Below are 14,726 nucleotides of genomic sequence, written 5' to 3'. Positions count from 1 at the left end.
ACATGATAATACGGTGAATGGGTTGATAAAAATGTGGCAATTTAAAAATTGTAATAGAATCCCATTCATTATATATGTATATTTATATATGAGGAGGGATATTGGTGAAAAAAGTTCTTCATCTAATAGCTATTGCATTAGTTGGATTTTATTTCTTGTACGGCTTAATTAGCATGTTTTCAAATAGCAAAGGATATGAAGGTGCTGACTATTTAGTTTCTTCTATTTTATTGGTACTTATTGTTTTATTTGAGGGATTTCTAATTAAACTTTATAAACGAGCATATAGCGCTGAAGCTATAGAAGCACGTAAACAACGAGAAGCTGCGAAAAAGAAACAACAGTTCGAGGCAGAGAGTAAAGTACTTGGTTCTAAATCCCGACAACAGCTATTCAATGCAGATCTATGTATTAAAGTAAAACATATGGCTGGATTACCAGTTGCCGAAGGTGCTGAGATATTTGTTTACAGATGCAAAGATAAAATCGTGTTTGAAAGAAGTCAAGACACAATTGAATTAAATATAAATAAAGTAATTGATATTCTAATAAAAACAGATGTTGAAATTCAAAAAAGTTGGGTAAGTGATGCTGGTAAAGCTATAGCAGGGAATAATCTTTTTGGTTCATTAGGTGCTATGATTGGCGGAGTGGCAAAGGAAAAAACGAGCACGATCATAGAGAAGTATTTAATTTTTGCTTATGAAAAGAATGGTGAAATTAAATACATATCTATGGAAGTCACTAATGAACCTAATGCAAATTTATTTAATTCAAATTATTACAATCTCTCCAATAACGAAAGAAGATTTACAAGTCTTTAAAGAGCGCTAAAATTAGCAATTATAGATTGTAGACAAATGATCACTAATTTTGTGAATATAGGCGGGGCTATCAGTGAATAAACACAATATAATTGAGTGTACTATCATTATCGGCCACTCAAACAGATAGGTAAGCATAGGCTGAGTATTATTTTAAATTTCATTTTTTAGAAGGAAATCATTCAATTTTGCTGAACAAATAAATGGAAGAGAGGGGAGTAAAGTGAGGCAGTATGCAAACAAGGAAGAATTGATTAGTACGATTAACGACAAGTATAAAAAATATATTGCAGAATTTAATGAAATACCAGAAGTCCTGAAAAACAAACGGATTGAGGAAGTGGATAAAACTCCATCTGAAAACCTTTCTTATCAACTTGGATGGATAAATCTTGTGCTTCACTGGGAGCAAAAAGAACAACAGGGAGAAGAAGTACACACGCCAGCAGAAGGCTATAAGTGGAATAATCTAGGTGGATTGTACAATTCTTTTTATGAACAATATGGAGCGTACTCTTTGAAAGAACAACAATCAATGCTTGATGAAGCGGTCACTAATTTATGTGAGTGGTTAAATATTCTATCTGAGAAGGAATTATTTGAAGTTGATCAAAGACGATGGGCAAAAACACAAGCTAATTGGCCTGTTTGGAAATGGGTTCACATTAATTCAGTTGCTCCATTTACAAACTTTAGAACTAAAATTCGTAAATGGAAGAAGATTAACCTTTAAATATTTTTGAAAAAGAAGTGATGTTTTTTTGTACATATTGATTAGTAACAAGCAGTATGGATATTCTTTAGCCTTCCACAAACGTGGAGGGCTCAGACTGTAGACAAAAGCCCATCGAGAAGTTCACTCTCGATGGCTTTTGTCATTTTTCTTTCGCTTTCATTTTCAATATTGAAGGGCGGCGACTCCTGCGGGAAAAGCGGGAAAGTCGAGATCCTGGACTGAGTGAAGCGAGGGAAGCAGCTCGACCCCGCCCGCGGAAAGCGTCCGCCCGTAGTGGAAATCAACGGCTTTACTTTATTTTATTGTAAAAGAAAAAAGACTGTAGGCAAACTCAAAATTCATCGAGTTTGTCTACAGTCTGAAAGTCACTCATTTGAGTGACTTTAATAATGTCTTAGATTAATCATACCTGTTTCAGTACCGAAAATACCTGTTTGTACTTGCAGTTGTAAATCAGTTGCTTCTGCTACTTCTGGAGCAAGGTCAAATACAACCTTACCTTTAATCTCCATGTCAGGGTTTACTTCTTGTAAGAAGAAGCTATTTTGAATGTTACCATCTTCACCTTGGTTTGCTGACATGCTAGCAACACTATCGGATTCATATGTTTTTTCACCACGTTTTAATTTGAAGAAACTAGCATCAATTGTTACAGCTTTATTTCCATTGTTTTTGTAAGTAACATCTAACACAACATATGTACCACTTGCTTTTGTAGGTAATACAGAAGGCCCTACTTGATCTGTTAAACTAACTCCATTTAGAGTAAACACTGCATCTCCAACTTCTAAAGGAGTATTAATTACGGCAGTCTCTTCTTTTTCTTTAGCTTTTTCATCATCTTTTGATGAATCTTTATTTTCTGGCGCTTTTGCAGAAGTCTCAACTTTATCTTTAGAATCCTTCTCCTTTGTTGTATCATTGCCTCCTGCCATATTACCAATGGCGCCGATTACAATGATGGCAACAATTAAAATAAACCACCATTTTTTGTAGAAAGGTTTTTTCATGTAAAATAGTCTCCTTTGTATATGTTGTTAGTACTATTAAATTATATCAATATTACCATGTTATGTAAACTTATTATACTAGAATATGGTTCAAGCTTAGTAAATCACTCAAAGAAATAGCCAGGTGCTCAACAGAGTACCTGGTTTTTTATTTGTTTATATAGAGTTTTGATAGATATTCAATAGAATAATTATGTATATTTTACAGAGTTTTAAACATCTTGGAAAGTCTATTATTAAGATGTACCAATTAAACAACACAAGGAGGAAATTATTTATGGCAATTAATAAAAGAAATACTGATTTTAATTTAACTGTTTCACAAACGGGGGATAAGAGTTTAAAAGTATCATGGAACTGAAACTAAAGTGGCCAAGAACAGTTTTATATAAACAAGAAAAGAAGTCACCCATTTAAAATAATGAGTGACTTTCTTTTGTTATTTATCACAAGCTAATCCATCACCATCTCTATCGAGTCTTGATGAGTAACCTGGTTCTCCTCTTCTAATGTTCGAATAACCTGCTGCTTTAGCTTCTTTACAATTTCTGAAGTTTAAAGTATGTTGTGGTGTTGCTGTAGTAGTAGTCTGTTGAGCAGCTTCTTGTTTTTGTGTTTCTTCAAGCTTTTTTTGCTCTTCTTGTTGCTTTATCTCTTCTTGTTTTTTACGTTCATTTTCTTGTTCTTCTAGTTTTCTTTGTTCTTCCAACTTCTTTTGCTCTTCAATTTTATGCTCGTAATCTTTAATTTTCTGATCAATATCCTTTTCTCTTGCTTTTAAATCATTTTCGAATTTAATCAATTTGTTTTCTTTCTCTTCCAATTGCTGTTCCTTTTTAATTAACTCTTCTTCTTTTGCCCTATTTGTTCCACCAAAACATGAAGATAGTAAAACTATAATTACAAAAAATAAAGTAATAATGACGCGTATTTGTTTAGTAAAATGACCGTACTTCCACATTAAAAATAAACCTAATGGAAAGAAGATAATTAAAAAGAATATAGTCCAAAATCTACTATGCATTACTAGATTCCTCCTAGATAATTATGTATAACATTGGTAATTATATCACCTATAAGTGATATTTTACAGATAAGTAAATGAAATTCTGTTAAGTGAAATTTGATAAAACAAAGAGGCTGGGACAGAACTCGATTATTTTGAAAAATAGCGAAAATGGATATTAATTTTTCTTCCTCACTGAGTTAAATACTCCTTCCTAAATCAAAAAAATACTAGACCAAATGTATCTTGGTCTAGTATTTTTTCTTTTTGTCCCAGCCTTATATACCTAATAGCTGTTTCTTCTTTGCATCAAATTCTTCCTGTGTTAAAATACCAGCATCCATTAGTTCTTTCAATTTAATTAATTCATCAGTTGGTATTGATAATGTTGTAGGAGGGGAGTGACAGCTGCTTGTGTAGTCTCTTCCTCTTCAACAACAATTAACAATGAAAGCTTTTCAAGGTTCTTCTTATCGGATTTGATGACTAAAGGCACTTTCTCTCCGTTTTCTCGTTTTAAAAATAGGGTAGCTACCGATTTATCTTTCCCGATATTAGCTCCCATTGCTCCAGCTATAGCTCCCGCATTACCGAATTTACTTCCGATTACTGTCCAGCCAACTATACTTGAAGTACTCTTTTGGACATTTTCTACACGTTCCCATTTAATTAACTTGAAGGTTTCTGGTTCTTTGTAGTCGACAGCAATATTTACATAGCCTTGTTTGGTTTGTATTAAAACGTAATTAAAACCACTTTCTTTTATCAGTTCTTTTCCATTCAAGATGGTCATGTTTAGCTTGATTGCTTTAGGTGCTTTTCTTTCTTTTGAGGTATTGCTTTTTCTGGAATGCCGAAGATATTTTCAAGTTCATTCGCGAAAGGTTTGGTTGCATTATCATTAGTTAGTTTGAGTTTAATCTCATTCTTTAAATAGGTGAAATCAACTTCTACAGCTAATATTTTTCTGTTGACGACTTAGTTACTAATAGCAATTACATCGTAAGAAACAAATAATTTTCCTTTTTTATCTTTTTCCAATGTAAGCAATCTTTTAGTAGTTAACAAGAATAAAAAATAAGTTAACTTTTTTGAACCTGTTGTCGCAGATATTATCTGTTCATCATCCTCAATATGAGTTGACAAAATATCTATATCTTCTTCAACAAACGAAATAACCTGTTTACCAGCTGGCTATAAATAAACTCTTATTTGTTTTTGTATATTCAAATTAACTTAGTCCTTCCATATAGAATGTTGGTAATACAAGAAAACTATATCAACCCTGTTTGGTGTTGTCAGTACGTTATAAATAATAAATAGGTCACTCATTTGAATGAAATGAGTAACCTACTGTGTGTAGATACAGATTAGTGTAACTGCTCGTGCATGTAGATTGATGGTGGTTGGATAACTCATGATGATCTTAAAAAGGCTAGGAAAGCACGTAAAGAGGCAAAAGCAGGGTGATGGAAATGAACATAGTCCAAAAGGAAGTCAAACGGCGTAGAGCCAGGCTAATCAATCAACAAGACCACATAGCTTTTCTGGAATGTAAGGGATGTCCGAAACGCAAAGCCTATGATCCTACCAAGAAATGCAGAGGATGCAAGGTTTATAGGGAACTACGTAGCATCGGAAAAGAGCTGGAGCAGATTAGTAATTTGCGTAGATGGGTTAAATTAATAAAAAGAGCTTATGAGCTCTTTTTATTAAACCCTTTTCCAATCTCCAGATTTTGATTCATGAGTTATATCAATTTCTATAGTATTTCTAATTTCTTCAGCTAAACATTCGCTAAATCTTAGAGTAAAAGCACCTTTTGCAATAGGTATCAATACAGGTATTGCTTCAGGAGCCACTAATCCAGGTGCTAAAGCAGCTGCAGCGAAAATAGCACCTTCCGTTGCGCATTTAATAATTTTATCTTTTACATCATTCGCTACATCTGCAGGATATTTCACCTTTAATTCTATCCAATGTCTGGAAGTACGAGTATATAAACAGGGATAAGGAACTTTAGTTGTGCCGTCAAAAGGTATCTTTATTGTTTTGTAACATATTTCAGTCTTAAATTCAGGGACACCGCTTACAGAGGCAAGTTCTTTTTTCCATTCCTCCTTCACTGACTGGATACTAACGACACCATCTTCAGTTGATGAGGTACTGTCAGTAATTTCTAACGACTTGTATTCATCATTTTTTGTAAGATATTTGATTTCTATGTTTGACATGATCAAAACTCCTTTCTGTTTAAAAATATGGTTTGTATAAAAATATTTTATATTCATGTTAATTTATAGAAAATAAAAAGCCGCAGCGTTTGCACACGCTACAGCTCGAATTGGTTTATGCCCTTCTAGGCTAGTCAGATAAGTAATTATACCATACCTACCGGTGTGGGCATAGGAGGGCAAAACTATGTTAACAGGGCAAATAAAAGTTACTAAAGAGGATTTACTTCAATGGATTGAGAATTATCGATGGATGGTTGAAACTATTGAGGAAGCAAGGCAGCCAGTAGGGAAAGTTGATAATAATAGCTACATTGGAGCTAAAACGGCTATGTATGGGATTGAGGCGACATTACCGAAGGCTAGTGGAGGCACAAGTGATCCAGTTTATACAGAAGTGCAACGTCGTATTTATTCACTAAATTATCGGATTAAGGAATATGAGCAAAAGATTGCTGAGGTGCAAAAACGTATTCCGTTAGTGCACGGGGATAGAGAAATTGAGGTGCTTCATAGACTACTTGATGGCAATAGTATGCGGGCTATTGGGAAACATATGAAATTATCTAGTACAACAATTTTTAGGGTAAGAAACAATATATTGAAACAAATGATGAAGTAGCCGAGAGGCTACTTCATCTTTTTAGTTAATTCTAAAAGTATTGGTTCTTCAACTAACGGTGCAGGATATTTGAATAAGGAAATATTGTAACTGTTATCTTAGCATCAGCTAAGTGATTCAGCAAAATACTTTACAATATTTACTTACGAGTATTTATGTGGTATCTTACATATAGTTATATAGCTATATGTTAATATGTTTAGGAAAGGGGAGTTGATTTTTGTTTGATGTGTATAAAGCGATATCAGATCCAACTCGAAGAGGAATTTTGGATCTCTTAAAAGAGGAGGATATGACTGTTGGTCAAATCACAGAGCATTTTAGAATTTCGCAACCGAGTATATCTCAACATTTAGCTATTTTAAAAAATTGTGGACTAATTGAATCCTCTAAACATGGAAAGTATATTATTTACTCATTAAATATGACGATTTTTCAAGAACTTTTAGGATGGGTAATAAAATTTAATAATAAAAAGGAGAATGATAACTAATGAGGCATGTATGGGCATTACTTATTTGTTTTATTTCTGTTTTACTTTTATGGTTCTTTTCTTATGAATATCTACCAATTGAAGTACCAATGCATTATACGAACGGAATTGTAGATAGACATGAAGAAAAATTTTTTGTGATGAGTATTTTCTTTGCATTTAGCTTTATTCTTTTATTAATAACTTACCTTTTCTCCCTTCTTTTTGATAACAAGAATACGAACAAACAAAAAATAAATACTCCTATAACAATTTTTATGATTATTTTTACTTTGTCTATAAATGTTCTATTTTTAATTAATGTAAAAGACGAATCCTTAAAAACAGAAAAATTTCTCTTTGTTCTGATTGGGTTCTTCTTTATATTAATTGGAAACTATACACCAAGGATAAAGAAGAGAAATTTATTTATAGGCATTCGAACTGCAGCTACTCTTAATGATGATACAACATGGAAAAAAACACAGAGATTTGGTGGTTTTATATTGGTTATATTGGGGATTTTAATCGCATTTACTTCTTTGCTTCCCATTCATTTAGCTATTATAATTTCGATTATTCTAATACCTATGGGAATAATAGTTATACATATTTATACAAATCGAATTGAGAAAAGCATATCTTGAATTATGTAATGGATTGAAATTGTTGATTATCGGAAACCTTCAAAATATAGAATAGTTACTAATCAATAAAAGGAAATTAGTAAATAATCATCCACTACTTTTTACCAATATCCTGGAATTTGTGAAGAATCATACTTCAACTAACGAGTTGCTTTAATAAAATTGTAAATGTAACATTTGGAACAAATGTAACAAAAGGAACAGATGTAAAACATGTAGCATGTTTTGTGATAGGAAAAATATGATGTAAACTCGGAGGTAGGTCGGTGCGGTAAGGTTTTCCTCTCTTGGTATTTATAAAAACAATTAATTACCAGAAAGACAGACCGACGACCGACCCGCGCTGAGCAAACTTGTTCGGAGCATGACATACACGGCCGGCCCATATTTTTTAAGAGATTAGGTATCTTAATTAATATAAAAGGCTAAAAATATCGAAAGGAGCTGATAAATTGGAAACCAAACAATTGCATGAAACATTGGCAGAATGCAAAGGTGTACACGAAATAGTAATTGCACCTCATGAAGCATTTAGTATCGTGACAGAACAAGGTAATCACGAGTTTACAGGTCCAGCACGCTTGTTAGTTAACCAAGATTAATCGGCATATCCTTTTTTATTAGATTGAACTTACTACATCAAAAAAGTGCACGGAAATGCACTATAAATCTAAAACACAATTACGAAATAACGTGGTACGCTCTGCCACGGTGTCAAAAGTGAGCACTCGATATTAGGATTACCACAATATTTAGCTTTCATCTTCGGATGAAGGCTTTTTCTTATGTATAAAGGAGGAATTAGAATGAATTTTGGACAAGCGATTGAAGCTTTAAAAGACGGCAAGAAAGTAGCTCGAAATGGTTGGAATGGTAAGGGTATGTGGTTAAAACTTATTCCATCTGGTAACGCCATGTTTCAGGGTTATCCTATGCAGGATTGTATTGGTATGAAAACAGCTAACAACTTAATGCAACCAGGTTGGTTAGCTTCACAAGCAGATGTGTTAGCGGAGGATTGGGAAATCGTTGATTAGCCCTTCACAGGGCTTTTTCTTTTGCTTTGAAAACTGCATCAAACAGCCAAAACACTTTGTGATTAGAGAGCGGAGTTTGGTGTGGTTTTGAGAGCAAAAAGTTAATACATATATTTCATCTTCTGGGTTATGATTGGTTAGCTAGGAGGTGAAAGTGATGTTTAATTTAAGACCTGAAAACGAGGATACATTTTCAGTAACAATTATCGACAATTTTGGTCAAACGCGGGTCGAGAACCAAGCGGAAGTGGATTTCATTACTCTGAATCTTATGTTAAATGCTGATTTTGTAACTATAGAGGGAACAACTATCAAAAAGACTACTACAAGAGTTGATGATGCAGGTAATGTTTACTTTTACGGAAATGAACACGAAAAAGATTATATTTAAAAAAACTAGCTACATCTTTAATTAGGTGTGGCTTTTTCTTTGCTTTGAAAAGTGAGTATCGAGCAGTTTCCTCCCCTTTGTCTTCTGGGCAACGGTACTTACTTTTGAGAGTGAAATACATAACTGAATTGTTGGAGGTGGTGTTTATGAGACATGGCTAATTGGGATGAAATTAAACATGAGTGGGAAACCACAAAGATTACTTTAGCTAAACTAGCTGAAAAGCATGATGTTCCTTTGGGTACTATAAAGAGCCAAAAGAGCCGGGATTCTAAAAACGGTAATCCATGGACTAGGGATGCAACTGAAAAGGATGCAACCAAAACTAAGAAGGTTGCAACCATTGAGAAACAGGTAGGAGCCCCGAAAGGCAATGATAATGCTAAGGGGAATAGAGGTAATCCTAATCTGACCCATGAGGGCAAGGTAATAATACTACGTATTCCGAATCGAAAATTAGGAGAGTTAGCAACCAAAACCCTTGTGCATTGGGTTACACTTAAAACATTTATGACTCGTATGTTAATGACGAAAGAAGAGAAGGAAAATGGCTGTTTCGTGGTTTTTAATGAACCAGAACAGTACCAAACAGATGGGCTAAGTAAATTAATGGGGCGCATTAGCACAGAGGGCAGAAAAGAACGTCTTGGCAGTTTATATGCATTCCATCATTGGAATAAGTTATCCTCGTCATTACAAGAAAACTTACAAGGTGGAGGAGTACAACAATTCCTATTTATGAATGATCATACGAAAACATTTGATTTATCTAAGCATCGGTTCGAAGATACTATACCAATAGAAGAAGCACATAAATTGCCTGCCTATCATGCAATTGTGAGCGTTCGAACATCAGGAGAACTACAACCAGCATTTATTTGTAAAATGGCACCTCCAAGAAAGAAAATATATAATAATGTCGATTTAACCAAATTGCATACCAAACAGTTCGGCAGACTTTGGATTGAATTGCAGGAATTGATATAAATAGGCCACTCATTAGATGATTCGAGTGGCTATTTGTAATCTGTTTATATTTAACATGTATATTTTATTAATGTCGATTAGTTTTAAAAATGCAAATAATTCGAATACTAAAGTATGGACATCGAGACATTACAACTTTTAGCTATTTATTATTTTGATCGTATCCGTACGAGATGTGTATTTCTCAAAATCTATTCTTATATGGAGGAGGAAGGAAATTTTGCTTTTTATGGGTTATATAAATGCAAAAGAAGAGTGGTGGTAAAAAAAGTAATATTAACACCTAATGGGAAATTAGTTGGCGTCTTTTCGCTTTGAAAACAAGAAAATTGTCGAACGGTGTAAGAACTGTACAAATATTTTTCAATTGGTCGGGAAACCCATTTAAATTTAATGCTTCCAATGCTACCATAAATGTAACAATTATTAAGGCTATAGGAGTCATTAATAATAAAATACAGGGGGTGCTAAAGAATCACTGGTATTAATTAAGAGAAAATAAAAAAACACATCCCAAGCAGCAACTTGAGATGTGGAAAATTACGAGTGACATTCACTTTCATTCACTCACTAACCAAAATTAATTATAACTAAAAACAATTGTGATTTAAAGTGAATGTCCTCATTTTATGGAGGTAATATATGGAAAATACAATTGAAACAGCATTTAAAGAAATTTTAGAAGAACAAATTCATGAAGTAGCGTACAGAAAATGCATTAATGATCCCGAATATCAAATTGCTAATACAAATGCAATTACTTTAATGGATATGTTAAAAAGAGTATTGTCAAATGATGAACAAAGAAAATTATTAGACGAACTAGAAAGTGCTATGTTTATAGTAGAGTCATTTTTTTTGGAATACAGCTATCGTCAAGGGTTGCAAGATAGCAAATTGATACATAAAGAATTGAACTCTTTTGGGATTGATGTAATGAAAAAAATAAGTTGCATATTGTAGAATAAATTAAACACCTATATAGAATGGTAATCAAAAAGTCACTCAAAAAAATGAGCGACTTTTTTTATTGCACCTGCCCGGTGTGTATTTTTGTGTACCCCAGTGTACCCCAATTTGTACCCCAATTAATCGGGGTACAATGGGTAAAAACGGAAACGAACATTTTTTACCAAATATATTTCCGAATTCAATTTCATTTTTTTGTAAAATTAGATTTATTAACTTTTTCTAATCACTAGAGCAAAAACCCCACCAAATCAATACTTTTACGCTATAATGTAGGACGAGGTGAAGAAAATGTTTGTGAGTGAAAAACAGATTGAGATTCGATATGCAGAGACCGACCAAATGGGCGTGGTGTACCATGCAAACTACATCATTTGGATGGAGATTGGGCGTTCGCAGCTGGTAAATGATGTAGGTTTTGAGTATGCTGCTTTAGAAAAAGATGGCTATGTTTCGCCAGTAATGGATTTATCTATTTCGTATAAGGCCGCCATGCATTATGGACAAGTAGCGACAGTGCGTACTTGGGTGGAGAAGCATGATCGTTTACGAACAACCTATGGCTATGAAATTTTACATGAGGATGGCACGGTGGCAGCCACAGCTCAATCCGTACATATTCTTGCGCATAAGGATACATTGCGCCCGGTCTCTTTAAGTAAAATTGATCCTGCTTGGGATGCCAAATATAAAGAAATTGCTGTTGAGGCAAAATAGGAGAGCAACAGATGGAAATGTTTTTAGTGTTAGGTGCGATTTTGGCAGGTCTTGGTGTTATTTTAGGTGCTTTCGGGGCACATGCACTGAAGGATAAGTTTGCTTCACCGCATTATGCAGCGATTTGGGAAACGGCTGTGCAATATCAGATGTATCATGCTTTAGGGATTATGGGGCTAGGTATTCTCTCTAATGAGGCACTTTTAGGAAGCTCTAGTCTGCTTTCTTGGGCAGTATATTTGATGTTTACAGGGATTGTTTTCTTTTCTGGTAGCTTATATGTGCTTGCTGTGACAGGTGTGAAAAAGCTAGGGGCGATTACACCAATTGGCGGAATGTTATTTATCGTCGCATGGGTGCTTGTTATAATAGCTGCCTTATCCTAATAAAGAAAATGTAACGAGACAGCTCTTATGATTCATTTCATAGAGGCTGCTCGTTTTTTTAATTATACGAAGAAAATGAAACAATTTGTCTGATTTTGCGTATTACATAGTATTGATAGATGATAAAATAAGCTAAACATTAATATGAAGGTGGGAAAAATTATGGGTTTATTAAAAGCAGGAGTTGGGGCATTAACAGGCGTCTTAGAGGATCAATGGCGTGAGTATTTCTATTGTGAGGCATTATCTGCAGATGTTCTTGTAACAAAGGGTGTGAAACGTACTTCTAAACGAGGTTCAAATAAAGGCAATGACAATATCATTAGCAATGGCTCGATTATTGCCATCAATGAAGGGCAATGTATGATGATTGTTGAGCAGGGGAAAGTTGTTGAATTTTCTTCAGAGGCTGGAGAATATGTTTATGATACGTCAACAGAACCATCGATAATGTTTGATTCAGATTTGTCGCAAGGTATTCTGGAAACGTTTAAGCAAATAGGCAAGCGTTTCACTTTTGGAGGAGAGCCCGCGAAAGATCAGCGAGTTTACTATTTTAATAAGAAGGAAATTGTAGGGAACAAATATGGAACACCTGCACCCATTCCATTCCGTGTCATCGATCGCAATATTGGTTTAGATATTGACATTGCAATTCGCTGTCACGGGGAATATTCATATAAAATTATTGATCCATTATTATTCTATACAAATGTTTGTGGCAATGTAGAGCATGAATTCACAAGAGTAGCAATTGATAGCCAGTTAAAATCGGAATTAATGACAGCATTACAGCCTGCTTTCGCGCAAATTTCAGCAAGTGGCGTTCGTTATAGTGAAATACCTGCTCATACAGTTGCTTTAGCAGATGCACTCAATAAGGTATTATCAGAAAAATGGCTTGCAACACGTGGCTTGGCTGTTGTGTCATTTGGTATCAGTACGCTCAAGGCCTCTGATGAAGATGAAGCCATGATTAAACAGCTGCAACGTAGTGCCGTTATGCGTGATCCAGGCATGGCTGCAGCCCATTTAACGGGGGCACAGGCAGAAGCTATGATTGCAGCTGCTAACAATGAGGGCGGTGCGATGGCAGGATTTATGGGCATGAATATGGCCGCGCAAGCTGGTGGCGTCAATGCTAGTCAGCTTTATCAAATAAATGAGCAAAATAAGCAAGCTGCGATGCAAGATCAAGCAACGAAAGCAACTGATACATGGACTTGTGCATGTGGTCATGAAAACACGGGGAAATTCTGTTCAGAGTGTGGTGCGGCAAAACCAGCGGAAGAAGGCTGGGCATGTACTTGTGGTGCGGTCAATAAAGGTGAATTCTGTAGTGAGTGTGGGGCAAAAAAACCAGCTGGCGCTTTACTTTATGTATGTGATAAATGTGGGTGGACACCAGAGGACCCAGTGAATCCGCCTAAATTCTGTCCAGAATGTGGCGATGTTTTTGATGAGAATGACGTCAAGTAAGGAGATGAAGACTGATGTCAACGCAAGATGTTGAAAATGTCAAACAAGTGCAGCTTGACTTTAATGCGGAATGTCCGTCATGTAGCGCATCAATTGAATTTAATCCTTCCACGGGTAAACTGACTTGTCCGTATTGTGGCTTTGAGACTGAAATAGCAACGCCTGATCAGGAGGAACAAAAAGTTGCCCAGGAAATGGACTTCTTCAACGCAGAAGAACGTGGGAATTTCAATTGGGGCGTGGAGAAAAAAACGGTCATTTGTAAAGCCTGTGCTGCTGAAACGATATATGATGCTCTGCAGGTTGCAGATAGTTGCCCTTACTGTGGTTCCAACCAGGTTATGGAGGCTAGCGCTGAAAATACACTTGCACCGAATGGGGTATGTGCTTTTGAAGTAACAGATAAGCAAGCAGGAGAACATTTTCAAAAATGGATTAAAGGCAGATGGTTTACACCGAAAGCTGCTAAAACTAGTGCAAGACCTGATGCTTTTAAAGGAGTATATCTTCCATATTGGACATTTGACTCCAAAACAAGCTCTAGATATTCTGCTAGATATGGACGTCATCGAACGGTTACTGATAAAGATGGGAAAACGCACACGGAAACCGATTGGTATTCAACAAGTGGCTTTTATCAGGAGTTTATCGATGATCACTTAGTCAGTGCAACGACCCGATATGATCGCGACATGATGCGCAAGATTGAACCTTTTAATCTTTTAAATAATAAAGCCTATAAACCAGAATATGTAGCCGGATTTTTATCAGAGCGTTACAGTATTGGCTTGCAGGATGGATGGAGCCAAGCAAAAAATGAAATCCATGATCACCTCCATGCACAAATTACGGCCAAAATTCGTTGGGAAAATCGTGCGGATGTAATATCAAATTTACGCTTTTCCACAAATCATGATGATATTACATATAAATATTTAATGTTACCGATTTGGCTATCCTCCTTCCGCTATAAGGAAAAGATTTATCACTTTATGGTGAACGGACAAACGGGGCGAGTAGGCGGCAATGCGCCAATTTCACCACTTCGCGTAACCATAGCTGTTCTGTTATCTTTAATGGTACTAGCAATCATTTGGTATTTCTTCCTGTCTGAATAAAGATGAGCAGCACTCCAATTTGGAATGCTGCTTTTTTTCATCCCTGACTTCTGTGCGACAGGCTGTTTAGATTTTTTGAGCAGACGGGCTA

General features: G+C 35.3%; 19 protein-coding genes. 14 read left to right on the top strand and 5 right to left on the bottom strand.

Going from position 1 to position 14,726, the window contains the following annotated elements:
* The first annotated feature begins 104 nt into the window (after positions 1–104).
* Complete coding sequence (locus V6670_RS12500) at positions 105–824, top strand: hypothetical protein (protein ID WP_338651295.1); 720 nt, start codon at positions 105–107, stop codon at positions 822–824.
* A 223-nt stretch (positions 825–1,047) separates the two neighbouring features.
* Positions 1,048–1,557: a ClbS/DfsB family four-helix bundle protein gene (locus V6670_RS12495; RefSeq protein ID WP_338651294.1), complete on the top strand. Its 510-nt coding sequence runs from the start codon at positions 1,048–1,050 to the stop codon at positions 1,555–1,557.
* Between the two features lie 386 nt (positions 1,558–1,943).
* On the opposite strand, the gene V6670_RS12490 is transcribed toward V6670_RS12495, so the two are convergent.
* From V6670_RS12490 to V6670_RS12470, 5 genes are all read right to left on the bottom strand, one after another.
* Entirely contained in the window at positions 1,944–2,570 is a 627-nt protein-coding gene (locus tag V6670_RS12490) for a DUF4352 domain-containing protein (RefSeq protein WP_338651293.1), read from the bottom strand.
* A gap of 439 nt (positions 2,571–3,009) precedes the next feature.
* The gene (locus tag V6670_RS12485) at positions 3,010–3,594 is read right to left on the bottom strand and encodes an excalibur calcium-binding domain-containing protein (RefSeq protein WP_338651292.1); all 585 of its coding nucleotides are present in this window, start codon (positions 3,592–3,594) and stop codon (positions 3,010–3,012) included.
* Between the two features lie 260 nt (positions 3,595–3,854).
* A complete protein-coding gene (locus V6670_RS12480; protein WP_082673697.1) occupies positions 3,855–3,920 on the bottom strand; it encodes an SHOCT domain-containing protein in 66 nt (21 codons plus the stop codon).
* A gap of 17 nt (positions 3,921–3,937) precedes the next feature.
* Positions 3,938–4,369 (bottom strand): hypothetical protein, encoded by a 432-nt coding sequence (locus V6670_RS12475; RefSeq protein WP_338651291.1) that lies wholly within the window; start codon positions 4,367–4,369, stop codon positions 3,938–3,940.
* 919 nt (positions 4,370–5,288) lie between these two features.
* Positions 5,289–5,810 carry a hypothetical protein gene (locus V6670_RS12470; RefSeq protein WP_338651290.1) on the bottom strand — a complete coding sequence of 174 codons (522 nt, stop codon included), beginning with the start codon at positions 5,808–5,810 and terminating at the stop codon, positions 5,289–5,291.
* A 187-nt stretch (positions 5,811–5,997) separates the two neighbouring features.
* Here V6670_RS12470 and V6670_RS12465 point away from each other — a divergent pair, with 187 nt between their 5' ends.
* The 12 genes from V6670_RS12465 to V6670_RS12410 all read left to right on the top strand — a co-directional run bounded on the left by V6670_RS12465 (position 5,998) and on the right by V6670_RS12410 (position 14,635).
* Positions 5,998–6,432 (top strand): LuxR C-terminal-related transcriptional regulator, encoded by a 435-nt coding sequence (locus V6670_RS12465; RefSeq protein WP_338651289.1) that lies wholly within the window; start codon positions 5,998–6,000, stop codon positions 6,430–6,432.
* A 220-nt stretch (positions 6,433–6,652) separates the two neighbouring features.
* Positions 6,653–6,925: an autorepressor SdpR family transcription factor gene (locus tag V6670_RS12460; RefSeq protein WP_323654418.1), complete on the top strand. Its 273-nt coding sequence runs from the start codon at positions 6,653–6,655 to the stop codon at positions 6,923–6,925.
* Positions 6,925–7,551 (top strand): SdpI family protein, encoded by a 627-nt coding sequence (locus V6670_RS12455; protein WP_338651288.1) that lies wholly within the window; start codon positions 6,925–6,927, stop codon positions 7,549–7,551. The genes V6670_RS12460 and V6670_RS12455 overlap by 1 nt, the downstream gene beginning before the upstream one ends.
* 452 nt (positions 7,552–8,003) lie before the next feature.
* Entirely contained in the window at positions 8,004–8,153 is a 150-nt protein-coding gene (locus V6670_RS12450) for a BC1881 family protein (RefSeq protein ID WP_338651287.1), read from the top strand.
* A gap of 204 nt (positions 8,154–8,357) precedes the next feature.
* Entirely contained in the window at positions 8,358–8,588 is a 231-nt protein-coding gene (locus tag V6670_RS12445; RefSeq protein ID WP_338651286.1) for a DUF2829 domain-containing protein, read from the top strand.
* A 157-nt stretch (positions 8,589–8,745) separates the two neighbouring features.
* A complete protein-coding gene (locus V6670_RS12440; protein WP_338651285.1) occupies positions 8,746–8,979 on the top strand; it encodes a hypothetical protein in 234 nt (77 codons plus the stop codon).
* Positions 8,980–9,132: 153 nt separating this feature from the next.
* On the top strand, positions 9,133–9,966 hold the full coding sequence (locus V6670_RS12435) for a hypothetical protein (protein ID WP_338651284.1): 834 nt from the start codon (positions 9,133–9,135) through the stop codon (positions 9,964–9,966).
* 642 nt (positions 9,967–10,608) lie between these two features.
* Positions 10,609–10,929 (top strand): hypothetical protein, encoded by a 321-nt coding sequence (locus V6670_RS12430; protein WP_338651283.1) that lies wholly within the window; start codon positions 10,609–10,611, stop codon positions 10,927–10,929.
* A gap of 297 nt (positions 10,930–11,226) precedes the next feature.
* The gene (locus V6670_RS12425; RefSeq protein ID WP_338651282.1) at positions 11,227–11,652 is read left to right on the top strand and encodes a thioesterase family protein; all 426 of its coding nucleotides are present in this window, start codon (positions 11,227–11,229) and stop codon (positions 11,650–11,652) included.
* A gap of 11 nt (positions 11,653–11,663) precedes the next feature.
* The gene (locus V6670_RS12420) at positions 11,664–12,038 is read left to right on the top strand and encodes a DUF423 domain-containing protein (RefSeq protein WP_089932718.1); all 375 of its coding nucleotides are present in this window, start codon (positions 11,664–11,666) and stop codon (positions 12,036–12,038) included.
* Positions 12,039–12,200: 162 nt separating this feature from the next.
* Complete coding sequence (locus tag V6670_RS12415; RefSeq protein ID WP_338651281.1) at positions 12,201–13,517, top strand: SPFH domain-containing protein; 1,317 nt, start codon at positions 12,201–12,203, stop codon at positions 13,515–13,517.
* 14 nt (positions 13,518–13,531) lie between these two features.
* A complete protein-coding gene (locus V6670_RS12410; RefSeq protein WP_338651280.1) occupies positions 13,532–14,635 on the top strand; it encodes a hypothetical protein in 1,104 nt (367 codons plus the stop codon).
* The last annotated feature ends 91 nt before the right edge of the window (positions 14,636–14,726 follow it).

Origin of the sequence: Lysinibacillus sp. Y5S-8 (assembly GCF_036894365.1) — a bacterium.
GTDB lineage: Bacteria > Bacillota > Bacilli > Bacillales_A > Planococcaceae > Lysinibacillus > Lysinibacillus fusiformis_D.
This window is presented reverse-complemented; position numbering and strand designations above follow the sequence as displayed.

What these genes read in the sequence shown, in the direction of transcription:
- V6670_RS12430 (WP_338651283.1), top strand. Translation starts at nt 10,609, where the DNA reads ATGGAAAATACAATTGAAACAGCATTTAAAGAAATTTTAGAAGAACAA.
- V6670_RS12420 (WP_089932718.1), top strand. Translation starts at nt 11,664, where the DNA reads ATGGAAATGTTTTTAGTGTTAGGTGCGATTTTGGCAGGTCTTGGTGTT.
- V6670_RS12465 (WP_338651289.1), top strand. Translation starts at nt 5,998, where the DNA reads ATGTTAACAGGGCAAATAAAAGTTACTAAAGAGGATTTACTTCAATGG.
- V6670_RS12475 (WP_338651291.1), bottom strand. Translation starts at nt 4,369, where the DNA reads ATGACCATCTTGAATGGAAAAGAACTGATAAAAGAAAGTGGTTTTAAT.
- V6670_RS12455 (WP_338651288.1), top strand. Translation starts at nt 6,925, where the DNA reads ATGAGGCATGTATGGGCATTACTTATTTGTTTTATTTCTGTTTTACTT.
- V6670_RS12485 (WP_338651292.1), bottom strand. Translation starts at nt 3,594, where the DNA reads ATGCATAGTAGATTTTGGACTATATTCTTTTTAATTATCTTCTTTCCA.
- V6670_RS12435 (WP_338651284.1), top strand. Translation starts at nt 9,133, where the DNA reads ATGGCTAATTGGGATGAAATTAAACATGAGTGGGAAACCACAAAGATT.
- V6670_RS12490 (WP_338651293.1), bottom strand. Translation starts at nt 2,570, where the DNA reads ATGAAAAAACCTTTCTACAAAAAATGGTGGTTTATTTTAATTGTTGCC.
- V6670_RS12415 (WP_338651281.1), top strand. Translation starts at nt 12,201, where the DNA reads ATGGGTTTATTAAAAGCAGGAGTTGGGGCATTAACAGGCGTCTTAGAG.
- V6670_RS12445 (WP_338651286.1), top strand. Translation starts at nt 8,358, where the DNA reads ATGAATTTTGGACAAGCGATTGAAGCTTTAAAAGACGGCAAGAAAGTA.
- V6670_RS12425 (WP_338651282.1), top strand. Translation starts at nt 11,227, where the DNA reads ATGTTTGTGAGTGAAAAACAGATTGAGATTCGATATGCAGAGACCGAC.
- V6670_RS12410 (WP_338651280.1), top strand. Translation starts at nt 13,532, where the DNA reads ATGTCAACGCAAGATGTTGAAAATGTCAAACAAGTGCAGCTTGACTTT.
- V6670_RS12470 (WP_338651290.1), bottom strand. Translation starts at nt 5,810, where the DNA reads ATGTCAAACATAGAAATCAAATATCTTACAAAAAATGATGAATACAAG.
- V6670_RS12440 (WP_338651285.1), top strand. Translation starts at nt 8,746, where the DNA reads ATGTTTAATTTAAGACCTGAAAACGAGGATACATTTTCAGTAACAATT.